The sequence below is a fragment of the Sphingobium sp. TomTYG75 genome, from assembly GCF_054771635.1.
The window spans coordinates 124,977-149,969 of record NZ_BSRE01000001.1; the positions used below are offsets into that span (position 1 = coordinate 124,977).

The following is a 24,993-nucleotide window of genomic DNA, read 5'->3' on the forward strand; positions in this document are numbered from 1 at the left end:
TGCGTCCGTCCTTAGGCCCTGCTTTGTCGGTAGGTTGCAAGCGCGCGTTCGCGTGCCTCGCGATGACCAACGCGCTTGGCAGGATATGAGGCCGGTCGTGCATCATAGGCTTCAGGATCGTGAATCGCCGTGTCATCGAGATGAGCCAATTCGGGCACCCATTGCCTGATATAATCACCCGCTTCGAATTTTGGAGACTGGGTCAGCGGTGCCATGATTCGGGAAAACAGGTTTGCGTCAACGCCACTGCCCGCCACCCATTGCCAATTTACGCTATTGTTGGCGTAATCCGCGTCCACCAATGTGTCCCAGAACCATTGCGCCCCGTGTCGCCAATCTATCAGAAGATGTTTGATGAGGAAGCTGGCGGCGATCATGCGAACCCGGTTGTGCATCCATCCGGTCGCCCAAAGCTGACGCATACCGGCATCCACTATCGGGTAGCCCGTTCGTCCTGTTTTCCAGGCGGCAAAATCATCGCCCGCTTCGCGCAAGCTGCGCCAAGCAAACCGGTCGAAATCGGAGCGGGCGTTTTGTGACCCATAGGTCGGCAATGCCCAAATCTGCGTATGCGCATAGTCCCGCCAGATCAGTTCCTTAAGAAAGGTGGTCGCATCTGCCGCCGCCTCGCTCACCCGATGCCAGACATAGGCGGGAGAGACTTCCCCGAAATGGAGATGAGGGGAAAGCCGCGAAGTTCCTTCCACGGATGGAAGGTTACGCGCCACATCATATTCATCCGCCTCGTCGAGAAAGGAGGCGACGCGGTGGCGCCCCCCAGCTTCACCAGGCGACCAGTCCTCGACAAAAGCTGCTGCCCAGTCGGGACGACGAGGGCATAGTTCCCAATCGTCGAGCGAATCGCTCGCGGGCCATTTTGCTGGCGCGTCGATCCTTGACGGGGTCGCGACGGGTTCGGCCGGTGGCATGTGAAGCATCGTTGCCCGGGCGAACGGCGTGTATATCTGATAAAGATTGCCGCCCGACGTGCGGACACTCCCAGGCGGCAACAACAACATACCGTCGTGAAGCTGAAGATCGATCTGTTTCGCTGCTGCTTTTTCGGCATTCCGCCACCATGGCTCATAATGAGCGAGCGCATGCACCCGCTTGGCACCGGTTTCGCGGGCGAGCCTCTCTAGCTGCTCGGCGCTCTCCCCTTTGCGCAGGATGAGGCGAGACCCTTTGCGACGAAGGCGGTCGTCCAGCGATTTCAGGCTGTGATGAAGCCACCATCGCTGCGCGCTGCCCATCTTCCATTGCTTTGGTGATGTATCGTCCAGGATATAGACCGGGATCACCGGCCCTTCCTTCACTGCCGCCGCCAGAGCTGCTTGATCAGATAAGCGGAGGTCTTGGCGAAACCAAAGGATCACGGGATTGGACATTAGGCAGCTTTGCCATTGCCAGGCCGAGCTTCCAATCCCCTCTCCCATTTCGACGCGAAAAGCTGTCCGGATATGGTGCTGGGCGTTTTAGCGCATGGACGGCCGCTGCTTCGCCCTTTATCATTGCACTGCACAAAGCGGGCCAATGGCTTGCGGCCAGGACAATGATCAGGGGACATCATGGCATCGGCGCCAAATGATTCGGAACGCGCGTATCGGCCCTGCGTCGGCGTGATGCTTGTCAGCATGGAGGGCAAGGTCTTTGTCGGCCAGCGTATCGATAGCCAAGTGGAAGCTTGGCAAATGCCTCAGGGCGGAATCGATCATGGGGAGGAGGAAAGGACTGCCGCGCTGCGCGAACTGGGCGAGGAAACCGGCATCGGCCAGCATCATGTAGAGATCATCGCGAAGGCGCGGGACGAACATTTTTACGACTTGCCGCCTGAGCTTGTCGGAAAGCTATGGGGCGGCAAATATCGCGGTCAGCGCCAGATATGGTTCCTCGCGCGCTTCCTCGGCAGCGACGAGGATATCAACATCGCTACTGATGATGCCGAATTCTCAGAGTGGAAATGGATCGAGCCGGAAGCCCTTCCTGACGTGATCGTTCCGTTCAAGCGGAAGCTGTACCGGGACATTTTGCAGGAATTCAAGGCTCTCATCTGACCGGATCACTGATCCTTTAGGCCCACTAGCGCGATCGGGAATAAATAGCGGTATCGCAAGACTGGAGGCCATCAACTTCGTCTGATAAGCTCCGGCGCATGAACGGCCTTTCGTCGTCAGACCGCGAACTCTTGGATCGCGCCGCAGCCGCCCCGATGCTGGATCAGGTTCAGAAATGGGCCGCTATTAATAGCGGATCGCGGAACCTGACCGGTTTGGCGATGACTGCTTCGATGCTGGCAGATGCATTCTCCACGCTACCCGGCGACATTCGCCTGATCGAAGGCACGAAAGTCGATGCTGTTGATTCCGAAGGACGCATCCAACTGGTCCAACATGGACAGAATCTGCTGCTGTCGGTGCGACCCGACGCCGCGATCAGGCTCCTCCTGACTGGACATATGGACACGGTCTTTCCGGCGGATCATGGATTCCAATCGCTTCGATGGACCGATCCCGGTAGTCTGAACGGTCCCGGCGTAGCCGATATGAAAGGCGGGCTAGCCGTCATGCTATCGGCACTCGAAGCGTTCGAGGGGTCTCCGGCTGCCGCCCGGATCGGTTATGACGTCGTCATAAACAGCGACGAGGAAGTTGGCAGTCCTTCTTCGGCAGACCTTCTCATGATAGCCGCGAAGGGGAAAGTTGCGGCGCTGACCTATGAACCGGCGCTTCCCGATGGCACGCTTGCGGGAGCGCGGCCGGGCAGCGGGAATTTCTCCTTCATAGTCAGTGGCCGGAGCGCCCACGCCGGGCGCAACCCGGAAGAGGGCCGCAACGCTCTGCTCGCAGCAGCCGATCTCGCCCTCAAACTTAAAGCGGGGAGCGGCGCTGGCTTTACGTGCAATCCCGCGCGGATAGATGGAGGCTCCCCCAATAACGTTGTGCCCGACCGAGCGATCCTGCGGGTGAATTTCCGACCCCAGACTGCGGAGGCTGAGGAGAGCGCAAAGCGGCTCATCAGTAATTCCATACGCGAGGTTGCTTGCGATCATGATGTGAGCTTGAAAGTTCACGGGGGCTTCGGCCGTCCGCCTAAACCTCTCGACGGAAAAGCCGCTGCCCTCTTCCAGTTGGTCAGGAAATGTGGCGCCGAGCTGGGCTTGGCCGTGAATTGGCGGGACACAGGAGGCGTTTGTGATGGCAACAACATTGCGGCGTGCGGCGTGCCTGTGGTGGACACGATGGGTGTTCGGGGCGGTGCCATTCATAGTGACGAGGAATATTTGATCGTCGAAAGCCTTGCCGAACGCGCGCAACTTTCCGCGCTGACCTTATTGCGGATTGCGGAGGGCAAATTTCCACAGGAGAAGATGGTTTGAGCTTTGTCATGCGGACTGCGCGGGCGGATGATCTGCAAACCCTGTATGAATTAGCGAAAATAACGGGAGGCGGATTTACCAACCTGCCTGCTGACCGGAGGGCGCTCGAGCAGAAGCTGGTCCGGACCGAGATGGCGCTCGCTCGGGAGAGTGGAGGGGTGGAGGATGAGCTTATCCTGATGGTGCTTGAAAACTGCACCACGGGACAAGTTCGTGGTACTTGTCAGATTTTCAGCAAGGTAGGGCAAAGCTGGCCCTTCTATTCCTATCGCCTGGGCGTCCTGACCCAGCATAGCCGGGAATTGTCCCGCACATTCCGGGCGGAGATGCTGTCGCTCGTCACTGATCTGGAAGGCTCGACGGAGGTCGGCGGCCTCTTTTTGCATCCACGAGAGCGCGCTGAGGGCCTGGGCCTGCTCCTCGCCCGCAGCCGTTATCTCTATATCCGCAGTCATCGCGAACGCTTCGGAGACCGGGTGATAGCCGAGCTGCGCGGCGTGATCGATGAGGCAGGAGGCTCGCCTTTCTGGGATGGGCTCGCGGGGCGCTTCTTCGGCATGACCTTTCAGGAAGCGGATGAATTCAATGCGATCCATGGCAATCAGTTCATCGCGGACCTGATGCCCAAGACACCTATCTACACCGCCATGCTGAACGACAGCGCAAAGGCGGTGATCGGCCTGCCCCATCCAAATGGCCGCGCTGCCATGCGGATGCTGGAAACGGAGGGTTTTACGAACCCGGGATATATCGACATATTCGACGGCGGCCCGACGATGGTGGGACAGATAGACGCACTGCAAACCATATCCCATGCGCAGGATGTGATCCTGTCCGCCGTTCATGACGGTGGAGGAGAAAGACAGCTGGTGGCCACCGGAGAACGCGCGGATTTTCGTTGCACATATGCAATGGTCAAGGAAGACGGCGATAACCTGTCGCTTGATCGGCAAAGCGCCGAACGGCTGGGACTGGAACCCGGGCAGCAGTTCATGATGGTGTCCCGCGCATGACGGTCAGGGAAATCAACTTCGACGGCTTGATCGGGCCAAGCCACAATTATGCGGGGCTTAGCCTGGGAAACCTGGCATCGGCAGGAAGCGCGGGAACGACGTCATATCCCCGGGCCGCGGCGTTGGAAGGCATCGAGAAGATGCACGCGAACCTGCGCCTGGGACTAGTACAGGGTATATTCCTGCCCCAGTGGCGGCCGGACGGGCGATGGCTAAGCGCCTTGGGCACAAATATCGGCGAGGCTGAGCCCCATATCCGGGCGGCGGCGATGTCCGCGTCCTCCATGTGGGCGGCGAACGCCGCGACCGTGTCGCCCGGCCCCGATACGGCCGACGGACGCACGCACCTGACGATCGCCAACCTCGTCACCATGCCGCATCGAAGCCATGAGTGGCAGCAGACGCTGGCCCAGTTGCAGATCGCTTTTTCCGACAAGGATGCCTTTGCGATTCATCTCCCTATCCCCGCGCCCTACGGCGATGAAGGCGCGGCCAATCACATGCGACTATGTGACAGCCATGCGGATCGAGGCGTCGAGATATTCGTCTATGGCCAATCCGGCGGCCCCTACCCCGCCCGTCAGCATGTGGAGGCCAGCAAAGCCGTCGCGCGGCTCCATGGCCTTGATCCGGCACGCACATTGTTCGTCATGCAGTCCGAGCAGGCGATAGCGGCTGGCGCCTTCCACAATGACGTCGTGGCCGTCGCCAACGAGACCGTGCTTCTCGCCCATGAGCAGGCCTTCGCCGACAAGGCGCGCTTCTACGATCAACTGCGCGCCATGCTGCCCGCGGTCCAGATCATCGAGGTGCCGGAGGCGGCCGTTAGCCTGGCCGATGCCATCCAAAGCTATCTGTTCAATGCGCAACTGTTGACGCTGCCGGACGGCGGCATGGCGTTGATCCTGCCCGCTGAGGCCAAGGGGGTTGCGAGTGTCTGGAACTGGCTGGAAAATCTGGTCGCGGGCAACGGCCCCATTCGCGAGTTGATCACCGTGAATGTGCGGCAATCCATGGCGAATGGCGGTGGCCCGGCCTGTCTGAGGCTGAGAGTCGTGGCTGATCCTGCCAATGTCGATCCCCGGTTCCTGGTGAACGAGACGAAGCTGGATGAGATCGCCAATATAATCGAGCGCTATTGGCCTGAGCGGATCGTGCCTGCCGATCTGGCCGACACCCGACTGATCGCCCAGATCGAACAATCGTGGTTAATGCTTGTTGACCATTTGCAGCTTTCGGGCGACTTAATTCCCTAGAGCAAGTCACAGCTCGAGTGGGACGATGGAACGGATCAAGCGCCTCTTTACGATCAAGACGAAGTTCGAGGCGTTCCTGGTCATCTATGCGCTCGCGCTGGGCGCCACCGAGCGCGGCATCGTCTATCTCCAGCAATATCCCGGTTTCGGCGGACAATTGCTCGCCTTGGCATGCACCGGATCGGTGTTCATGGCAGGCGGGATGATCATCGATGCCGTTGAGATGCGGCGGCGCCTGATCTTCTGAATATTGCCGTCCGCAAAGCGGCGGTTGACCGGCAACGGACAGCCATGCAGGAGCGGCATCATGGCCGCGATTATGCTTCAGGGAACAGGATCCGACGTTGGAAAGTCGGTGCTCGTTGCAGGGTTGTGCCGGGCGCTGGTGCGTCGGGGCTACAGTGTGCGCCCATTCAAGCCGCAGAATATGTCGAACAACGCAGCCGTCACCATCGATGGCGGAGAGATTGGCAGGGCGCAGGCTCTACAGGCGCTGGCCGCTGGCGCAGAGCCGCACAGCGACATGAACCCCGTGCTGCTGAAGCCGCAGGCGGATCGTACATCGCAGCTGGTGGTCCATGGGAAGGTTCGCGGCGCGCTGAACGCCGGTAACTTCCGGACCGCTCGTGCCGAACTATTGGACGCGGTGTTGGAGAGCTACGACCGACTGAAGCAGCAATGCGATATCGTCGTGGTCGAGGGGGCGGGATCCCCGGCGGAGATCAACCTGCGAGCGGGCGACATCGCGAACATGGGGTTCGCGCGCGCCGCCAACGTGCCGGTCATACTGGTCGGCGACATAGACCGGGGCGGCGTGATCGCGGCGATCGCAGGCACGAAAGCTGTCATCGATCCGGCGGACGCGGCGATGATACGGGGGTTCCTGATCAACAAGTTCCGGGGCGACCCGGCCTTGTTCGAAGACGGTTATCGGCAGATCGAGCAATTATCGGGCTGGCGGGGGTTTGGCGTGGTGCCATGGCTTACCGCTACCGCACGGTTGCCCAGCGAGGATGCGGTCGTGCTGGAACGGCCGAGCCGCGGGGGTGGCAAGCGCATCGTCATCGCCTGCCCTATCCTGCCCCGCATCGCGAATTTCGACGATCTGGACCCATTCAAGCTGGAACCAGAGGTGACACTTGTGATGGTGCCGCCCGGCCAGCCCATTCCAGCCGAAGCCAGCCTGATCATCCTGCCGGGATCCAAGGCGACGATCGCCGACCTGCGCGCAATGCGAGCCGAAGGTTGGGACATCGACATCCTTTCACATCATCGTCAGGGCAAGCCTATATTGGGAATTTGCGGTGGTTATCAGATGCTTGGTAAGCGCATCTCTGATCCGGATGGAATTGAGGGTGAACCCGGCAGCATCGAGGGGCTGGGCCTGCTCGACATCGAAACGCGGCTGACGGGCACTAAGTCGCTGGAAAGAGTGGCGGGCACGGCCTGGGCGCAGAGTTTCCAGGGGTATGAAATGCATCTCGGCTCAACCGAAGGGCCGGACTGTGCGCATCCCTTCGCTCGATTGGACGATGGGCGGCTCGATGGCGCGATCAGCGCGGATGGCCTTGTGTCCGGCACCTATGTCCATGGCCTGTTTGCCAGCACAGGCGCTCGCGCCGGATTAATAGCCTCGATCGGCGTTCATTCTGAAGGCGTGGATTATTCCGCATCGGTCGATCGGGCGCTGGATGACATTGCAGAGCAACTGGAACGACATGTTGATATCGATGCGATGATCAGGATCGCCAACTGCGGCTGAAAGATCGTGATCGTGCTTAACTAGCGCTGGATATACAGGGGCCTGCGAAATCCCTGCATGATCTGAAACCACGTAAACAGGAACAGCTAAAGCAATCCCACAGGGGCGCCTTATAAGTCACTGATTTTCCGTGAAAAGAAAATGGTGCGCCCGGAACGATTCGAACGTCCGACCCTCAGATTCGTAGTCTGATGCTCTATCCAGCTGAGCTACGGGCGCGTTGTGGAGCGGCAGATAGAGGGGGGCGGGAGATTGAGCAACCCCCTTTTTTCAGTTTTTTTACGGCGTCCGCTCGGCAGTTTCGCCAGCGCAACTTTTTGCAGCGCTGGCTCGTTGCGAACAGGGGCAAGGAGGCGAAGCATGGCTTTCACTTTGAACGAGATTTCGCTGCTCGTGATCGCGCTGGTTATTGGATTGATGATCGGCCTGATGATCAGCGGTCGTGGCAAATATAAGCGGCTGTGGCGTGATGAGAGGTTGGCTCATCGCGAAACGATCAAGGAGCGTGATGCGCGGCTCCCCGCTGCTTCTGACCGTAGAGCGGAGGCTGGAGATATTTCCGGCGAACGAAATGACCTGACGCGGATCAGGGGAATTTCGGCAAAAGACGCTGCTGAGTTGGAGGCTGCGGGCTATCAAAGCTATGCGCAACTCGGATCGATTGATCGTGAGGAGCAGGCTGCGCTGGAATCAAGGCTGGGGCGAGAGCCGGGGACCATCGAGCGCGAGGAATGGCGCCTGCAGGCGCGGCTGCTCGAAGCGGGCAAGGTGCGCGAGCATGAGCGGCGCTACCTGGAGGCGTAACAAGGTCCGGGTGCCCCTCCCACGGTTGCGGGAGGGGCTGGAGCGTTACTTCTTTGCCAATGCAGCCTGAGCGGCGGCCAAGCGGGCGATCGGCACGCGGTAGGGCGAGGCCGAGACATAATCGAGGCCGGTAGCCTCGCAGAAGGCGATAGAGGCCGGATCACCGCCATGTTCGCCACAGATGCCGAGCTTGATCCCGGGACGGGTCGCGCGGCCGCGTTCGGCGGCTAGCTCGATAAGCTGGCCCACGCCCTCCACATCGATGCTGACGAACGGATCGCGGGCGAAGATGCCCTTGTCCACATATTGCGTCAGGAAGCGGCCGGCATCGTCACGGCTGATGCCGATGGTGGTTTGCGTGAGGTCGTTGGTGCCGAAGGAGAAGAATTCGCCCACCTCGGCAATCTCGCCCGCCTTGAGCGCTGCGCGCGGCAGTTCGATCATGGTGCCGACGAGATATTCCACCGAAGCGCCCTGCTCCGCGAACACTTCGCTGGCGACGCGATCGACGATCGCCTTCATCAGTTCCAGCTCTTTCTTGGTCGCAACGAGCGGGATCATGATTTCCGGGATCGGCGCCTCGCCGCTACGCTGCTTGACGAGCAGCGCCGCCTCGAAGATGGCGCGGGCCTGCATCTCGTAGATTTCGGGGTAGGTGACGCCCAGACGGCAACCACGATGGCCGAGCATCGGGTTGAACTCGTGCAGTTCGGCGGCGCGGCGCTTGAGCGCGTCCACACCCACGCCTGCGGCCTTGGCCACTTCCTCGAACTCTGCTTCGCCATGCGGCAGGAATTCGTGGAGCGGCGGGTCGAGCAGGCGGATGGTGACGGGCAGACCCGCCATGACCATGAAGATCTGTGCGAAGTCGTCACGCTGTTCGGGAAGCAGCTTGTCCAGCGCGACGCGGCGACCCTTTTCACTGTCGGCGAGGATCATCTCGCGGACGGCGGTGATGCGGGCCGCGTCGAAGAACATATGTTCGGTGCGGCAGAGGCCGACGCCCTCCGCGCCAAACTCACGCGCGACCTGGCAGTCCTGAGGGGTTTCCGCATTGGCGCGGACACGCAAGCGGCGGACCTTGTCGGCCCATGCCATCAGCACGCCGAAATCGCCCGCCAGTTCGGGCTGCACGGTCGGGACTTCGCCCGCCATCACCTCGCCGGTCGAGCCGTCGATGGTGAGGATGTCGCCTTCCTTGAGGGTGCGGCCTTCGATGCGAAGCGTCTTGGCGGCATTGTCGATCGACAGGCTGCCCGCGCCGGACACGCAGGGACGGCCCATGCCGCGCGCAACCACGGCGGCGTGTGACGTCATGCCACCGCGCGCGGTCAGGATGCCCTTGGCCGCGTGCATGCCGTGGATGTCTTCAGGACTGGTTTCCACGCGGACGAGGATGACCGAATCGCCCAGTTCATTGCGGCGCTCTGCGGTGTCGGCATCGAACACGATCGCGCCCGAGGCTGCGCCCGGCGAGGCAGGCAGGCCCTTGGTCAGCACATCGCGGGGCGCCTTGGGGTCTAGCGTCGGGTGGAGAAGCTGGTCGAGCGCGGCGGGATCGACGCGGGCGACGGCTTCCTGCTCGGTGATCAGGCCCTCGGTCGCCATATCGACGGCGATCTTGAGCGCGGCCTTGGCGGTGCGCTTGCCCGAGCGGGTCTGGAGCATCCAGAGCTTGCCCTGCTGTACCGTGAACTCGATGTCCTGCATGTCGCGATAATGGGTTTCGAGGATCTGGAACACCCGCGCCAGTTCGGCATAGGTTTCCGGCATCGCCTCTTCCATCGACAGCGGCTTGGCCCCTGCCCGCTCGCGTGCCTGCTTAGTCAGATACTGTGGCGTGCGGATGCCCGCTACCACGTCCTCGCCCTGGGCGTTGATGAGGTACTCGCCATAATAGGCGTTTTCGCCGGTGGCCGGGTCGCGGGTGAAGGCGACGCCGGTGGCCGAGGTGTCGCCCATGTTACCGAACACCATCGCCTGCACGTTGACGGCGGTGCCCCAGTCGTGCGGGATCGAGTTCAGGCGGCGATACACCTTTGCGCGGTCGGCCTGCCAGCTCCCGAAGACGGCGCTGATCGCGCCCCAAAGCTGGTCGTTTACGTCCTGCGGGAAAGGCTTGTTCCAGAGCTTTGAAACGAGGGCTTTATACTCGGCAACGAGCGCCTTCCAGTCGTCGGCGGTCATCTGCGTATCGAGCGTGTAGCCCTGATCTTCCTTGGCGATTTCGAGGGCTTCCTCGAACGCGCCATGGTCGAGTTCCAGCACCACGTCGGAATACATCTGGATGAAACGGCGATAGCTGTCCCAGGCGAAACGCTCGTCGCCGCTCGCAGTGGCGAGGCCGACCACGGTTTCGTCGTTGAGGCCAAGGTTGAGGACCGTGTCCATCATGCCCGGCATGGAAATGCGCGCCCCGGAGCGGACGGAGACGAGCAGCGGGTCGGCCGCGTCGCCGAACTTCTTGCCCGTCACACCCTCGATATGGGCGATGCCGTTCGCGACTTCCGCCTTCAGGCTGTCCGGGAATACGCCGCCATCTTCATAATAGCGGGTGCACATCTCGGTCGTGATGGTGAAGCCCGGAGGCACGGGCAGGCCGATGGCGGCCATGCCGTCCAGATTGGCGCCCTTGCCGCCGAGGAGGTTCTTGTTACCCTTGCCACCATCATCGACGCCGCCGCCGAAACGATAGACATAACGCGTCGCGGTCGTGCTCATGCTGGCCTCTTCCATTGTCAACATAGTCCCGGCTCTCCCTGCACTGATTGCCGTGTATTTGTGCGTTGCAGCAACTTTCCTACAACAGGCGGGGCGATGAACGCACCCGCTTTTACGATGATCCTTTGTTCTTCTCTATCCTCCATCGCCGTGAAGCGTCGGACTTTTCCGAACTATCCTGCAATTTTCGAGAAGTCGGCGACCGCATGCACGGCGTCCCGCACCCGCGCCAACAGCGCGAGGCGAGCCGACCGCTTGGCCGGATCAGCGTCGTTCACGGTGACCTTGTCGAAGAAGGCGTCGATCGGCGCGCGCAATGTTGCGAGTGCAGCCATCGCACCTTCGAAATCTTCCGCCGTGACAGCTGCTGTGGCGCGGGGTTCGGCGGTGTCGAGGGCGGCGATGAGATCGGCTTCGGCTGGTTCGGGGGTGTAACCCGGCGCCGTCACCCCAGCAGAAGCTGGGGTCTCAGCTTCACCTATGACGCCTGAGATGCCAGCTTTCGCTGGCATGATGGACTGGTTGGGGGCTTCCTTCTTCAGGATGTTGGCCGCGCGCTTGTATCCGGCGAGGAGGTTGGTGCCGTCGTCGGTGGCGATGAAGGATTGGAGCGCCTTCACGCGGGCGAGGAGGCGGACGAGGTCGTCCTCTCCACCGAGGGCGAACACCGCGTCGATCAGGTCGTGGCGGACGCCTGCTTCCTTTTGCTGGACCTTGAGGCGGTCGGCGAAGAAGTCGAGCAAAACAAAGCTATTTTGATTATGAGGCTGCTTAAAGCCCGGACGGAGCTGCGTCACCCTGACAGAAGCTCCACCGATCATCACCGACGTGCCTCCGAGTTCTCGCAGCGGCTTGGCAGCATCTTCTAGAAGTCTGTTCTGCACAGTTGCGATAGCGTTATCGACATTAGGCCACAGATGATCGAACACGCTCGCAAGCGAGGTTCGGATCCTCGTCGACAAAATCAGCTGCAAGACTCCTAGAGCCGCCCGCCTGAGCGCGAACGGGTCTTTGGAGCCGGTGGGCTTTTCGTCAATGCGGAAGAATGAAGCAAGCGTATCTAGCTTATCCGCCAGCGATACCGCCACGGTCAGCGGGGCGGTCGGCACTTCATCCCCCTGCCCAACCGGCTTGTAATGATCGCGGATCGCATCAGCCACGGCATCAGGCAGCCCTTCGGCGCGGGCGTAATAGCCGCCCATGACGCCTTGAAGTTCGGGGAACTCGCCGACCATTTCGGTGACGAGGTCGGCTTTGGCTAGGCGGGCAGCTTGTTCGGTTAGGTCTGCTAGTTGCGCAACCGTTGGAGCTTGCCCACCCCCGGCCCCTCCCGCTTGCGGGAGGGGAGAAATGATCCCCTCTTCTACCAGCCAGCGGGCTAGTTTGGCTACGCGTTCCACCTTGTCGGCGACGGTGCCTAGCTTTTCGTGGAAGGTGATGCGTTCGAGCTTCTTGGCGTGGTCCTCGAGCCTCGTCTTGCGGTCCTGTTCCCAGAAGAAGCGGGCGTCGGACAAGCGCGCGGCGAGGACCTTGCGGTTGCCTGCGATGATGGCTTCGCCGCCGTCCTTAGCTTCGATATTGGCCGTGCAGATGAAGGCGGGCGCAAGCTTGCCCGCGCCGTCACGCAGCACGAAATATTTCTGATTTATCCGTAGGGTTAGCTGGATTACTTCAGGTGGCACCTCAAGGAAGGCTGGGTCGAAATCGCCGAGCAAGGGCACCGGCCATTCGGTCAGGCCAGCATTCTCCGCGATGAGGCCCTTGTCCTCGATCACGGTGTAGCCCTTCGCGGCGGCGGCTTCGTTCGCCTTTACCTCGATGATCGACTGACGTTCCTGATGGCTGACGATCACATGGCAGGCGCGCAGCTTTTCGACATAGTCGTGCGCGCCGCCGATGGTGATTTCGCCGGGGTGGTGGAAACGGTGGCCGAGCGTGGCGTAGCCGCTGCGCGTGCCTTCGATCTCGATATCGACAAGGTCTTCGCCGAGGATCGCGACGATGCCCTGCAACGGGCGAACCCAGCGGAGGCTTTCGGTTGTCCGCGAGGCTGTGCCCCAGCGCATGGACTTGGGCCAGGGGAAGGCGCGGACGACGGCCGGGACGGCTTCGGCGAGGACCTCGGCGGTGCTTCGCATGGGAGATGTAGCGACAGCAAACCAAGTCCCATCACGATCTTCTATTTTATCGCGACTGATGCCAATTTTCCTCAGAAAGCCCTCAAGTGCTTGCTCGGGAGCACTCGTACGCGGTCCCTTAAATTCAACACTGACAGCTTCTGTCTGATTTGGAAGATCATGAGCAATTAGCGCGAGCCGCCGGGGAGTTACATAAGTCGTCACTTTCCCCGGAGTAAGGTTCAATGCTCCCACGTGCTCATTGAACAAGCGGGCGAGGTCTTCGGATGCCTTGAGCTGCATCCGGGCCGGGATTTCTTCGCAGCGGAGTTCGAGGAGGAAATCGGTCATGCGATTTTCTCCGCAGCGTTAGAGGAGGATGGGGTCTGATGCCGAATGATGTAGCGCGTGGGGCATGAGATCCCAGCTTGCGCTGGGATGACGGTGTTGAACATCTGCATCACGCGGCCCACCCGTTTACTTCCATCCACTTTTCGCACGAGCCCTTGGCAAGGTCGCGGACGCGGCCGATGTAGCTGGCGCGTTCCTGAACGGAGATGACGCCGCGCGCCTGGAGGAGGTTGAAGACATGGCTTGCTTTGATCGCCTGGTCATAGGCAGCGAGCGGGACGCCTGCTGCCAGCGAAGCTTTGCATTCGGCCTCGGCGTCCTTGAACCAGCGGAACAGCTTTTCGGTGTCGGCGATCTCAAAATTCCACTTCGACATCTGCTGCTCATTGGCGAGGAAGACGTCGCCATAGGTGACGCCTGCGTCGTTGAACTTCAGGTCATAAACGCTGTCCACGCCTTGAATATACATGGCGAGGCGTTCGAGGCCGTAGGTTAGCTCGCCCGCGACCGGCTTGCAGTCGAAGCCGCCCATCTGCTGGAAATAGGTGAACTGGGTGACTTCCATGCCGTCGCACCAGACTTCCCAGCCAAGGCCCCATGCGCCGAGCGTCGGGCTTTCCCAGTCATCCTCAACGAAGCGAATGTCGTGGATCAGCGGATCGATACCGATCTCGACCAGCGACCCCAGATACAGCTCCTGAAGGTTCGCCGGGGACGGCTTCATGATCACCTGATATTGGTAATAATGCTGGAGGCGATTGGGGTTTTCGCCATAGCGGCCGTCGGTCGGGCGGCGGCTGGGCTGCACATAGGCGGCATTCCAGGCGTCCGGGCCAAGGCTACGCAAGGTGGTGGCGGGGTGGAACGTGCCCGCGCCGACTTCCATGTCATAGGGTTGCAGGATGACGCAGCCCTGCTTTCCCCAATAGGCGTGCAGGGTCAGGATCAGGTCCTGAAAGGAGAGCGGCTTTCCTGTCGCCACGGACGGTCCCTTGCGAAAATGACGGTTTGATCGCGCGCGCCTTGGCGCAGGAGGGCTTTTGGGTCAAGGAAAAGCGGGCTTGAAGGCGGTTAATCCGCTTGCCCAAACGCCGCCTGCCCCGCATGGATATGGCGAAACTCTTCGCAATGGATCGATAGCCGGTATGAAATGGTCGCTTTCGCGCTTGATGGTTGCAGGCTTGCTGCTGCTAAGCGGCTGCACTCAGGAACAGCAGGCCGCCGCTCGGCCGCCAGCGGCAAAGACCGCCTATGTGACGCCCGCCCTGTGGCAGGTGAAGGATGAGGATACGACGATCTACCTGTTCGGCACGGTGCATGTGCTGAAACCCGGGACCAAATGGTTCAGAGGCGGGATCAGGCAGGCATTCGATGCGTCAGACGAACTGGTGCTGGAAATTGTGGAGCCAGAGAATCCGCAGGCGATGGCTGCTTCCATGGCGCAAACGGGCCTGGCGCGTGACGGGGTGAAGCTGTCGGATCGTCTGGATGCCGACATGCGGGGCAAATATCAGACGGCGATGGCAGCGAACGGCCTGCCCTGGCAGATGTTCGAGCCGTTCAACCCCTGGATGGCTGGCATGGCGCTGGCGGTGAAGCCGCTCGAAAAACTGGGATACGAAGCGGACCTTGGCGCGGAGAAGACACTGACGTCAGCAGCAAAGGCTGCGGGCAAGAAGATAGGCGCTCTGGAGACAGTAGAGCAGCAATTGGGCTATTTTGCCGGGCTGCCGATGGACAGTCAGGTGAAGTTCCTGAACGCTACCGTTGAGGGCCTGCCGGACATGGACAAGGAGTTCTCCAGCCTGATCGCGCATTGGCAGGAGGGCGATCCAGACAAGCTGGCCGCTGAAATGAACGAATCGCTCGAAGCGACGCCGGAACTGGCTCAGGTGCTGCTCATTCAGCGGAACATGAATTGGGCCAAATGGATCAAGGAACGGCTGGCGCGACCCGGAACGGTGTTCATCGCCGTCGGTGCCGGGCATCTGGCGGGCAAGGGTAGCGTACAAGAGCAGTTGAAGGGAATGAACGTCGCATCGGCTAGGGTCGCCGAGTGAACTTGCTGCGATGGCTGGGCCTGTGCGCGCTGCTGATGATAGCGGCGTGCGGGCCGGAGCCAGTGTCGCCTCCGAAGGGCGGCGGGCCTGCCCTGTGGCGAGTGCAGGGGCATGGGGTCAATGGATGGCTGTTCGGGACCATTCATGTGCTGCCCAAGGGGGTCGGCTGGCGAACCGGCAAGATTGAGCAGGCGATGGACGCTTCGGACCAGCTGGTGCTCGAAACTGCGGAAATTCAGGATCAGATGCGAACGAGGGCGCTGTTCGAGAAGATGGGCCGCAGCCCCGACCTCCCCACGCTCGAAGCCCGTGTGCCTGCGGATAAACGCGATGAGCTTCGGCGCATTGCTGGCGAAGGGGGCGCTAATATGCAGCTTCTGTCCGGATATGAAAGCTGGGCGGCCGCGATGCTGCTTTCGGCGGCGGCGCAGCAGTCGCTGCACCTAAGCGCCAGCGCGGGTGTCGAGCCGGTGCTGATCGCCGCGTTTCGGGAAGCGGGTAAGCCGATTGGCGGACTGGAGACCGTGGCGCGGCAGTTCGGCGCCTTCGACACCTTGCCCGAAACCTCGCAGCGGCAGCTTCTGATTCAGACTGTGACGGAGGCCAAGGGGATGGAGGCGCTGTATGAGCGCATTCTTCATGCCTGGCTGAAGGGTGACATGGCCGCGATCGCGCGGGAGGATCAGGGTGGAGAACAGCCCGACCCGGTGGTTGAAAAGGCGGTGTTGGTTTCCCGCAATCGGAACTGGAGCGCGGCTATCACGAAGTTGAAGGGGCGCCCCTTCATCGCGGTGGGCACCGGGCATCTTACCGGGCGGGACAATCTCATCAGCTTGCTTGAGGCGAGCGGCTACAAAGTAACGCGGGTGCAATAGCGCCGCGCCCTTGCCTTTGCCCGCCTTTCTGCTACAGGGCCGCCTTCCCGTGATGGTCATCCCTGGAGGCGTTGCGGGAAGTTTTGACATATCAGCTTTTGGAGACACGCAATGAGCGAGCAGCTTACGCTGTCGGCAGAGGCACGCGATCGGGCAGGCAAGGGAGCCTCCCGCGCTCTCCGCCGTGAGGGCCGCGTACCCGCCGTCATCTATGGTAACAACGAAGAGCCGCAGTCGATCCACGTCGAGGAAAAGCTCCTCAACAAGCTGCTCGGCACCGGCCACTTCTTCAACTCGGTCGTCATGGTCGAGGTGGGCGGCAAGCAGGTTCGCACCCTGCCCAAGGACGTCGCCTTCCACCCCGTGAGCGATCGCCCGCTGCACGCCGATTTCCTGCGCGTTTCGGAACATGCCACCGTTCACGTCAACGTGCCGGTTCGGTTCGACAATGAAGATGCCTCGCCGGGCCTGAAGAAGGGCGGCGTGCTCAACATCGTCGCACATGAGATCGAACTGATCGTCGATGCGGCCGAAATCCCCGACGACGTCGTTGTCGACCTGACGGGTCTCGACGTGGGCGAATCGATCCACATCGGCTCGGTGAAGCTGCCCAAGGGCGCGAAGGCTGCGCATGATGAGAACGACTTCACCGTCGCGACCATCGTTGCTCCTTCGGCCATGAAGAGCGCCGAGGGCGACAACGAAACTCCGGCGGCAGGCGAATAAGCCTTTCACCCCGGCTTACCGATTACCGGTTTGCTCACCCCCGTTCGGGCTGAGCTTGTCGAGGCCCGCCCCTTTTCTTGGAATAGGAAGAGAGGCCCTTCGGCAGGTTCAGGCGAACGGGGGTTCGCTTTGTTTGGAGACATGGGATGCAGATCTGGGTCGGGCTGGGCAATCCGGGCACCCAATATGCGATGCACCGGCATAATGTCGGCTTCATGGCGGCCGACGTCATCGCCGACATGCACCGCTTCTCCCCGCCCAAAAAACAGTTTCAGGGATGGGTGCAGGAAGGCCGCATTGGACCTGAGAAGATCATCCTGCTGAAGCCCGCCACCTTCATGAACGAAAGCGGCCGGTCAGTCGGGGAGGCGATGCGTTTCTACAAGCTGGCGCCGGAGGACGTGACCGTCTTTCACGACGAACTGGACCTTGCGCCGATGAAAGTGAAGGTGAAGCGCGGCGGCGGCAATGCGGGGCATAACGGCCTGCGATCGACGGATGCGCACATCGGGCCGGACTTCCGGCGCGTGCGGATCGGCATTGGGCATCCGGGCCACAAGGACCGAGTGCATGGCTATGTGCTTGGCAATTATCACAAGAGTGAGATGGATGCGCTGGCCGACATGCTTGGCGCGATCGGCGCGGAGGCCGAATGGCTGGCCAAGGGCGACGACGCGCGCTTCATGAATGAAGTTGCGCTGAGGCTGGCGGACTGATCCGCAGGCACGCGCTAATAAGCGAAAGTCCGTCCCGCCGCCCTGTCTGTGCGGTGAAATCAGGGGAATGGATTGCGCAGTGCAGCATTGCCGGGCCATAGAAGACGCCTGCTCCACTTCCCAAAGGGATACAGGTGATACTGACCGTCTCGACTAAGCCTTTCAATGACCAGAAGCCGGGCACTTCCGGCCTGCGCAAAAAGGTCCGCGTCTTTCAACAGCCGCATTACGCCGCCAACTTCGTGCAGTCGGTGTTCGACAGCCTGGCCGACTTCGGAGGACAGACTCTGGTGGTCGGCGGCGACGGGCGGTATCTCAACCGCGAAGTCATCCAGATCGTGCTCAAGATGGCGGCGGCAAATGGCTTTGGCCGGGTTCTGGTCGGCCAAGGCGGCATATTGTCGACCCCTGCGGCATCGCACCTGATCCGATCCTCAGGCGCGTTCGGTGGTTTGGTTCTGTCGGCCAGCCATAATCCCGGAGGCCCGGACGAGGATTTCGGCATCAAATATAATGTGAGCAATGGCGGCCCCGCACCGGAGAAAGTGACGGACGCCATTCACGCCCGCACGCTCACGATCGACAGCTATCGGATAGTCGATGCGGACGACATCGACATCGATACGCTGGGAACGGCCCAGCTTGGCGGAATGACGGTCGAAGTGGTCGATCCGGTTGCCGCTTATGCCGACCTGATGGAGCAATTGTTCGACTTTTCAGCCATTCGGGAGATGATCGGCCAAGGCTTCACCCTCTCCTTCGACGCGATGAGCGCAGTCACCGGCCCTTATGCCACAGAGATTTTCGAGCGGCGTCTGGGCGCACCATCGGGAACCGTGCGCAACGGCATTCCCCTGCCCGACTTTGGCCATCATCATCCCGACCCGAACCTCGTCCACGCAAAGGAATTGTACGACCGGATGATGGGCGAAAGCGCGCCCGATTTCGGCGCTGCGTCGGACGGCGATGGCGATCGCAACCTGATCATCGGCCGCAACTGCTATGTGACGCCATCGGACTCGCTCGCGGTACTGGCGGCCAACACGCATCTCGCGCCCGGCTATGCAAAGGGCCTCAAGGGCATTGCACGGTCGATGCCCACCAGCGGCGCTGCCGATCGGGTGGCCGAAAAGCTGGGCATTCCGCTTTACGAGACGCCGACCGGATGGAAATTCTTCGGCAATCTGCTGGACGCGGGCATGGCGACGATCTGCGGCGAGGAAAGCGCGGGCACGGGTTCGGACCATGTGCGTGAAAAGGATGGCATTTGGGCCGTGCTGCTGTGGCTCAACATCCTGGCGGCCCGCAGGCAAAGCGTGACGGAGATCATGCAAGCGCATTGGGCCACCTACGGCCGCAACTATTATGCGCGCCATGACTATGAAGCCATTGCCAAGGATCGCGCCGACGCGCTGATGGCTGCGCTACGGGACAAGCTGCCCACCCTGCCTGGCACATCCAATAGCGGCGGAACGGTGAAGAGCGCGGATGATTTCGCCTATACTGATCCTACCGACCAGTCCGTCAGCCGCAATCAGGGTATCCGCATCCTGTTTGAGGATGGTTCGCGCATCGTGTTTCGTCTCTCCGGCACCGGTACCGAAGGCGCTACCTTGCGCGTCTATATTGAACGCTATGTAGATCGTAACGGCAACCTTGGCATGGAAACCGCCGACGCCCTCGCGCCGCTGATCCGGGCCGCGCAAGAAATCGCCGATATAGCAGGATTTACCAGCATGGGCCGGCCGAGCGTGATCACCTGACAGACATAAAAACTTATCCGAGGGACATGGGGCGGCAAGAGCGAAAGACTAGGGACGCGCCATGTTTCGTTCCCGCACTATTGCTCGTTCTTTACGCGCATTTTTAGGTGCCTGCACCCTTATGACCGGCGCTGCTGCGCATGCGGCGACGGCCGAAGATGAGCAGGTCTGGCTCAATCTGACTGCGATGGGGCAGGTCAGCGGCGACCTCATCTATTTCGCCGAGATCCAGCCTCGGTTCGGCAATGGCGCCTCACGGGCCGACCAGACTCTCCTGCGCGGTGCGGTGGGATGGAAGCTGTCCCCTCAGCTCTCCGTCTATCAGGGCTATGCGCATATCGTCCTGCCGTCGCAAGGCGGACGCGATGTCAATGAAGAGCGCAGTTTTCAGCAGATCAACTGGACGATCGCCGAGCCGTGGGACGGCGAACTATCGTCCCGCACGCGGCTGGAGCAACGCTGGCGTTCGGATGGCAGCGGCATGGGGTGGCGGCTGCGGGAGATGCTCCGTTATGAAAAACCGCTGAATCCCGACAGTCAGGCCGTCAATGCGCTGGTCTATGCGGAGGGATTTGCCGCGCTCAACAGCACGGACTGGGGGCAGAGAGCGGGCTTCGACCAGCTACGCAGCTTTGTCGGCGGGGAGGTCAAGCTGATGGGCAAGTCCACGGCCGAGATCGGCTATCTCAACCAGCTGATCAACCAGCGAGGGGGAACCAGCGCATGAACCATGTCGCATCCGTCACGCTCTTCTTCCGCCGCTGAGCACAGGCTGGCCTTCGGACGCGGAACAGGCTATCGGCCCGGCCATCATTTTGACATGAAGGCAGTTCCATGGGTTTTCGTTGCGGTATCGTCGGGCTTCCCAATGTGGGCAAGTCCACCCTGTTCAATGCGCTGACTGAAACGCAGGCGGCGCAGGCGGCGAACTATCCCTTCTGCACGATCGAGCCCAATGAAGGCCGCGTTGCCGTGCCCGACGACCGGCTGCAGACCATCGCCAAGATTGGCGGCAGCGCCAAGATCATCGAAACGCAGCTGTCCTTCGTCGATATTGCAGGCCTGGTTCGCGGCGCTTCCAAGGGCGAAGGGCTAGGCAACCAGTTCCTTGCCAATATCCGCGAGACGGACGCCATCGTCCATGTGCTGCGCTGTTTTGAGGATGGCGACATCACCCATGTCGAGGGTAAGGTCGATCCTATTGCCGACGCGGAGACCGTCGAGACTGAGTTGATGCTAGCGGACCTGGAATCGCTCGAAAAGCGCGTGCCGAACTTCGCCAAGAAGGCGGCGCAGGGCGACAAGGAAGCAAAGGTGGCCGCATCCGTCTTGGGCAAGGCGCTGGACCTGCTGCGTGACGGCAAGCCCGCGAGGCTGACGCAGCCCGCCGACGACGAGGAAGCCCGCATCTTCCAGCAGGCCCAGCTGCTGACCGCCAAGCCTGTCCTCTACGTCTGCAATGTCGAAGAAGAGGCGGCGGCCGAGGGCAATGCTCATTCCGCACGCGTATTCGAGAAGGCTGCGGCCGAGGGGGCCAAGGCGGTCATCGTATCGGCCGCGATCGAAGCCGAACTCATCACCATGCCGGTCGAGGAGCGTACCGAATATCTGGAAGCTCTGGGCCTGACCGAAGCAGGCCTCGCCCGCATCATCCGGGCGGGTTATGAATTGCTGGGCCTCATCACCTTCTTCACCGTCGGGCCGAAGGAAGCGCGCGCTTGGACCGTGACCAAGGGGTCCAAGGCGCCCCAGGCGGCGGGCGCGATCCATACGGATTTCGAAAAGGGCTTCATCCGCGCCGAAACCATGGCCTATGCCGACTATGTCCAGTTTAATGGCGAGGCCGGAGCCAAGGAAGCAGGCAAGTGGCGGTCTGAAGGCAAGGATTATGTGACGCAGGACGGCGACATCATGCTGTTCCGCTTCAACGTCTGACGCCGTGACGCTGCGGCCCGGCCAGATTCCGGCCCAGCGCAAGGCCGCCTTTCCATCGAGCGTCGATGAACACACGACGCTGCTGATCCTTGGCAGCCTTCCGGGCGATGCCTCGATCAGACAGGGCGAATATTATGCCCATCGCGGCAACGCTTTCTGGTCGCTGATGGGCGATGTGCTGGACGAGGATTTGCGCCCCCTTCCCTACGCTATGCGGCTGAAGCGTTTGCGTGGGCGAGGCGTTGGTTTGTGGGACGTGATCGAGAGCGCAGACCGGGAAGGCAGCCTCGACAGCGCGATCCGTGGCGCGGAACTTCGGGATTTAGGCGCCTTTATCGCGCGCTTGCCTGCGCTGCGGGCGATTGCCTTCAACGGCAAGACGGCGTCTGTGCATAGCCGCCGTCAGATCGGCGCTGACACGGGGCTATCCTTGATCGACCTGCCATCCAGCAGTGGCGCTAACGCCATGCTATCCCGCGACAAGAAGGCAGAGCTGTGGCGGATGCTGCGCCAATGGATCGCGCCATCCTGACATTGACGTAAACGTAAGGCCCGCCTAGATCGTCTGCAACATGAAAGGTGCTGGATCATGAGCGAGATTGTCTATTTCGAAGATGTGGAAGTCGGCAGCAAGCTGGAGTTCGGTTCAATCACCGTCAGCCGGGACGAGATCATCGCCTTTGCAGCGGAATTTGACGCCCAGCCCTTTCACCTTTCAGACGAAGCTGCGGCAGAAACGCATTTTGGCAGCCTGTCGGCCAGCGGATGGCACACCACTGCGCTGTTCATGAAGATGTTCGTGGCAAAAATGCAGGCTGGCGGACATCAGGATGCAAGCCTGGGCGCCATGGGCATAGATGAACTGCGCTGGTTGCGGCCGGTCAGACCGGGCGACACGCTGCGGGGCGCATCAGAGGTTGTGGAAAAGAAGGCCTCGCGCAGCAGGCCGGAGATGGGCATCATTAAGAGCAAGGTGACGATCTTCAACCAGCATGACGAGCCGGTCATGACGCTGATGCCGATCACGATGTTCCGCACCCGTACGAACTGACCGGATCGGCAGCCTATCTGTCGCGCTTTGGCGGCAGCGGCTGGTTGGCTAGGGCATCCGCAGCCATCAGGCGGATCTGACTGGCTGACGAGTTCGACAGTTGAATGAGGTGCAGGCCCGGCGAAAGATCGAACCAGACGATCTTCGCAATGCCCGAACATGTCGCGCCATGGCCATGTGCAGCAGACGCGACAAGGCTGCGGCCGGTGACGATATCGACCCAAGCAGGACCGGAGAGGCCTACCCCGACCTTTGCAGGCACCTTCAGCGCTAGACTGAACAACCCGCCATAGCTTTTAGGCTGCTGACGCTTGGGTTTCACAACATATTGGACCTGCGCTGAAGGACGCAAGGTTGCGACGATTGGCTTACCGAGGATCAACCGGGGGGCGGAAGCCGCTTCGCCCGCCGCTGCCTCCGTGCCGCTCTGGTTCCAGCTCGTCCATGGTTCAAGGGGAACCGGCGCATTGCGGCATGGGTCACCGCCATGCGTTGCGGCAAGGGCGGGCGCGGACAGGCTCAAGGCAGCCAAGCAGGCGATCATGCGCATGGTCATTTCCTCCCGAACAGCTTCTCGATGTCGCCATGGCCCAGCTTCACCCAAGTCGGACGGCCGTGGTTGCACTGGCCGCTGCGTGGCGTGATTTCCATCTCCCGCAGCAGCGCGTTCATTTCCGTGACGCTCAGCATACGACCGGCGCGTACCGATCCATGGCAAGCCATCGTCGCCGCCACCAGATCGAGCCGTTCCTTCAAGGACAGAGCATCGTCATAGGCAGCCAGATCATCGGCGAGGTCGGTGACGAGCCCCTGCACATCGCCCTGTCCCAGCATCGCCGGGACCGCGCGCACGAGCATGGCGGAGGGACCGAAGCGCTCCAGTTCCAGGCCGAAGTCGCGCAACTCATCGATACGCGTTTCGAGGCGGTCGCAGGCGGGCTCGTCCAGTTCGACTACTTCGGGCAGCAGTAGCGCCTGCGCGGCGACGCCCTGCCCCTCCATCGCGCGGCGCATGCGTTCGAGCGTCAGGCGTTCATGTGCGGCGTGCTGATCAACGATCACAAGCCCGTCCTCAGCCTCTGCGACGATATAGGTGCGGGCGACCTGCCCACGCGCCACGCCAAGTGGGAAGTTGGTTCCTTCCGGCGCAGGGGCAGCAGCGGGTTCCGCGCGCGCTTGCGGCGGGGGGGCGAAGAAGGAAGGGCGGCGATCGGCGAATGCGGCGGTGGGGGGCATGTAAGATGCTGACGCAGCTTCGAAGATGGGGAGCGCCTTGATGGGGGTGGGCGACACAGGCTCTGCCCTCCAGGCGGAAAGGCTCGCCGGGTCGGCCTGCTGCACGGATCGGAACCCTTCCGCATCGAGTGCGCGCCGTACGCCTGAAACGATCATGCCCCGGATCATGGTCGGGTCGCGGAAGCGGACCTCGGTTTTTGCCGGATGGACATTGACGTCCACCTCCAGCGGCGGAACGTCGAGGAACAGAGCCACCACGGGATGCCTGTCACGCGCCAACATGTCGGCATAGGCACCGCGCACCGCTCCTATCAGCAGACGATCGCGAACCGGGCGGCCGTTCACGAAGAGGAACTGATGGTCGCCTACACCGCGATTATAGGTCGGGAGCGAGGCGACCCCTGACAAGCAAACGCCTTCCCGTTCGAGCGAGACGATCACATGATTCTCGGCCAGCGCTCGGTCGGTGAGCGCTGCCACCCGTTCCTCTCGCGCTTCTCCTGCCTGCACGGCGACGGCTCGACGGCCGTCATGCTCCATGGTGAAGGCAACGGACGGATGGGCCATGGCCAGGCGGCGGACGATATCGAGGCAGGCGGCATATTCCGCCTTGGCCGAGCGCAGGAATTTGCGGCGGGCGGGCACCCGCGCAAAGAGTTGCTCGACGGTCACGCGGGTTCCCGGCGGCAGGGCAGCGGGTCCCTCCGACAGTAGCGCGCCATTATCGACAGTGCGGTTCCAGCCATCCTGGCCCTTGGGCCGACTGTCGATGGAAAGCCGGGCGACACTGGCGATGGATGGCAGTGCTTCCCCACGAAAGCCTAAGGTCGATACATTTTCGATCGCATCGTCTGGCAATTTTGAGGTCGCATGCCGCTCCAGCGCCAGTGCGATCTCGTCAGGCGCCATGCCGCAGCCATCGTCGCTGACCTCGATACGGTCGAGCCCGCCGCCGCCTAACCTTATGAAAATGCGGCTTGCCCCGGCATCCAGCGCATTTTCAACGATTTCCTTGAGCGCGCTGGCGGGTCTTTCGACCACTTCACCGGCAGCGATACGGTTGACCAGATGTTCGGGCAGGCGGCGTATTGACATTGATTAGTGACTAGCCCAAGCGAGCGCTTTCCGCGAGCCGTTGCCCCCGAAAATTTTGCCTCATCACACGGAATGATGACAGGGGCGGCGGAACGTGGCAGGGACCTCCGAACGCCCCGGTTCGCGTCGCCGGGAA

The 24,993-nt window shown here is 61.5% G+C and carries 21 protein-coding genes, 1 tRNA gene and 1 pseudogene; 16 read left to right on the plus strand and 7 right to left on the minus strand.

Annotated features, from left to right (window positions below; genetic code table 11):
- Positions 1 to 11: 11 nt before the first annotated feature.
- Entirely contained in the window at positions 12 to 1,388 is a 1,377-nt protein-coding gene (locus tag ACYU81_RS00535) for a cryptochrome/photolyase family protein (RefSeq protein ID WP_460985895.1), read from the minus strand.
- A gap of 180 nt (positions 1,389 to 1,568) precedes the next feature.
- Between ACYU81_RS00535 and ACYU81_RS00540 the strand changes: the two genes are divergently transcribed.
- From ACYU81_RS00540 to ACYU81_RS00565, 6 genes are all read left to right on the plus strand, one after another.
- Entirely contained in the window at positions 1,569 to 2,054 is a 486-nt protein-coding gene (locus ACYU81_RS00540) for an RNA pyrophosphohydrolase (RefSeq protein ID WP_460985896.1), read from the plus strand.
- A gap of 98 nt (positions 2,055 to 2,152) precedes the next feature.
- Positions 2,153 to 3,376, plus strand: a complete 1,224-nt coding sequence (locus tag ACYU81_RS00545; RefSeq protein ID WP_460985897.1) for a hydrolase — start codon at positions 2,153 to 2,155, stop codon at positions 3,374 to 3,376.
- A complete protein-coding gene (locus ACYU81_RS00550) occupies positions 3,373 to 4,389 on the plus strand; it encodes an arginine N-succinyltransferase (RefSeq protein ID WP_460985898.1) in 1,017 nt (338 codons plus the stop codon). The genes ACYU81_RS00545 and ACYU81_RS00550 overlap by 4 nt, the downstream gene beginning before the upstream one ends.
- Positions 4,386 to 5,645, plus strand: coding sequence for an N-succinylarginine dihydrolase (locus tag ACYU81_RS00555; RefSeq protein ID WP_460985899.1), 1,260 nt, complete (start codon positions 4,386 to 4,388; stop codon positions 5,643 to 5,645). The genes ACYU81_RS00550 and ACYU81_RS00555 overlap by 4 nt, the downstream gene beginning before the upstream one ends.
- A 25-nt stretch (positions 5,646 to 5,670) precedes the next feature.
- Entirely contained in the window at positions 5,671 to 5,892 is a 222-nt protein-coding gene (locus ACYU81_RS00560; protein WP_449472509.1) for a hypothetical protein, read from the plus strand.
- Positions 5,893 to 5,952: 60 nt separating this feature from the next.
- Complete coding sequence (locus ACYU81_RS00565; RefSeq protein ID WP_460985900.1) at positions 5,953 to 7,407, plus strand: cobyric acid synthase; 1,455 nt, start codon at positions 5,953 to 5,955, stop codon at positions 7,405 to 7,407.
- 142 nt (positions 7,408 to 7,549) lie between these two features.
- Here ACYU81_RS00565 and ACYU81_RS00570 read toward each other — a convergent pair.
- Positions 7,550 to 7,626, minus strand: a tRNA-Arg gene (locus ACYU81_RS00570).
- Positions 7,627 to 7,767: 141 nt separating this feature from the next.
- Between ACYU81_RS00570 and ACYU81_RS00575 the strand changes: the two genes are divergently transcribed.
- Complete coding sequence (locus tag ACYU81_RS00575) at positions 7,768 to 8,211, plus strand: hypothetical protein (RefSeq protein WP_460985901.1); 444 nt, start codon at positions 7,768 to 7,770, stop codon at positions 8,209 to 8,211.
- Positions 8,212 to 8,256: 45 nt separating this feature from the next.
- Here the strand turns inward: ACYU81_RS00575 and ppdK are convergent, their stop codons facing one another.
- The 3 genes from ppdK to ACYU81_RS00590 all read right to left on the minus strand — a co-directional run bounded on the left by ppdK (position 8,257) and on the right by ACYU81_RS00590 (position 14,382).
- Positions 8,257 to 10,956, minus strand: a complete 2,700-nt coding sequence (gene ppdK / locus ACYU81_RS00580) for a pyruvate, phosphate dikinase (RefSeq protein ID WP_460985902.1) — start codon at positions 10,954 to 10,956, stop codon at positions 8,257 to 8,259.
- 149 nt (positions 10,957 to 11,105) lie between these two features.
- Positions 11,106 to 13,400, minus strand: coding sequence for a glycine--tRNA ligase subunit beta (glyS, locus tag ACYU81_RS00585; RefSeq protein ID WP_460985903.1), 2,295 nt, complete (start codon positions 13,398 to 13,400; stop codon positions 11,106 to 11,108).
- 109 nt (positions 13,401 to 13,509) lie between these two features.
- The gene (locus ACYU81_RS00590) at positions 13,510 to 14,382 is read right to left on the minus strand and encodes a glycine--tRNA ligase subunit alpha (RefSeq protein WP_460985904.1); all 873 of its coding nucleotides are present in this window, start codon (positions 14,380 to 14,382) and stop codon (positions 13,510 to 13,512) included.
- A gap of 163 nt (positions 14,383 to 14,545) precedes the next feature.
- On the opposite strand from ACYU81_RS00590, the gene ACYU81_RS00595 reads away from it, so the two are divergent.
- The 9 genes and pseudogenes from ACYU81_RS00595 (at position 14,546) to ACYU81_RS00635 (ending at position 22,526) form a co-directional block, all read left to right on the plus strand.
- Positions 14,546 to 15,460 (plus strand): TraB/GumN family protein, encoded by a 915-nt coding sequence (locus tag ACYU81_RS00595; RefSeq protein ID WP_460988076.1) that lies wholly within the window; start codon positions 14,546 to 14,548, stop codon positions 15,458 to 15,460.
- Between the two features lie 35 nt (positions 15,461 to 15,495).
- Positions 15,496 to 16,335, plus strand: coding sequence for a TraB/GumN family protein (locus ACYU81_RS00600; RefSeq protein WP_460988078.1), 840 nt, complete (start codon positions 15,496 to 15,498; stop codon positions 16,333 to 16,335).
- A gap of 111 nt (positions 16,336 to 16,446) precedes the next feature.
- Complete coding sequence (locus tag ACYU81_RS00605; protein ID WP_460985906.1) at positions 16,447 to 17,061, plus strand: 50S ribosomal protein L25/general stress protein Ctc; 615 nt, start codon at positions 16,447 to 16,449, stop codon at positions 17,059 to 17,061.
- Positions 17,062 to 17,207: 146 nt separating this feature from the next.
- Positions 17,208 to 17,777: an aminoacyl-tRNA hydrolase gene (pth, locus tag ACYU81_RS00610; protein ID WP_460985907.1), complete on the plus strand. Its 570-nt coding sequence runs from the start codon at positions 17,208 to 17,210 to the stop codon at positions 17,775 to 17,777.
- Between the two features lie 134 nt (positions 17,778 to 17,911).
- On the plus strand, positions 17,912 to 19,540 hold the full coding sequence (locus ACYU81_RS00615) for an alpha-D-glucose phosphate-specific phosphoglucomutase (protein ID WP_460985908.1): 1,629 nt from the start codon (positions 17,912 to 17,914) through the stop codon (positions 19,538 to 19,540).
- A gap of 121 nt (positions 19,541 to 19,661) precedes the next feature.
- Positions 19,662 to 20,305 (plus strand): annotated as a pseudogene (locus ACYU81_RS00620) (DUF2490 domain-containing protein).
- A gap of 69 nt (positions 20,306 to 20,374) precedes the next feature.
- Positions 20,375 to 21,475 carry a redox-regulated ATPase YchF gene (gene ychF, locus ACYU81_RS00625; protein ID WP_460985910.1) on the plus strand — a complete coding sequence of 367 codons (1,101 nt, stop codon included), beginning with the start codon at positions 20,375 to 20,377 and terminating at the stop codon, positions 21,473 to 21,475.
- Between the two features lie 4 nt (positions 21,476 to 21,479).
- On the plus strand, positions 21,480 to 22,007 hold the full coding sequence (locus ACYU81_RS00630; protein WP_460985911.1) for a DNA-deoxyinosine glycosylase: 528 nt from the start codon (positions 21,480 to 21,482) through the stop codon (positions 22,005 to 22,007).
- Positions 22,008 to 22,064: 57 nt separating this feature from the next.
- Positions 22,065 to 22,526, plus strand: a complete 462-nt coding sequence (locus ACYU81_RS00635) for a MaoC family dehydratase (protein ID WP_460985912.1) — start codon at positions 22,065 to 22,067, stop codon at positions 22,524 to 22,526.
- A gap of 13 nt (positions 22,527 to 22,539) precedes the next feature.
- Here the strand turns inward: ACYU81_RS00635 and ACYU81_RS00640 are convergent, their stop codons facing one another.
- Both ACYU81_RS00640 and mutL read right to left on the minus strand, forming a co-directional pair.
- Positions 22,540 to 23,082, minus strand: a complete 543-nt coding sequence (locus ACYU81_RS00640; protein ID WP_460985913.1) for a hypothetical protein — start codon at positions 23,080 to 23,082, stop codon at positions 22,540 to 22,542.
- Complete coding sequence (mutL, locus tag ACYU81_RS00645; protein WP_460985914.1) at positions 23,079 to 24,857, minus strand: DNA mismatch repair endonuclease MutL; 1,779 nt, start codon at positions 24,855 to 24,857, stop codon at positions 23,079 to 23,081. The genes ACYU81_RS00640 and mutL overlap by 4 nt, the downstream gene beginning before the upstream one ends.
- Positions 24,858 to 24,993 lie beyond the last annotated feature (136 nt).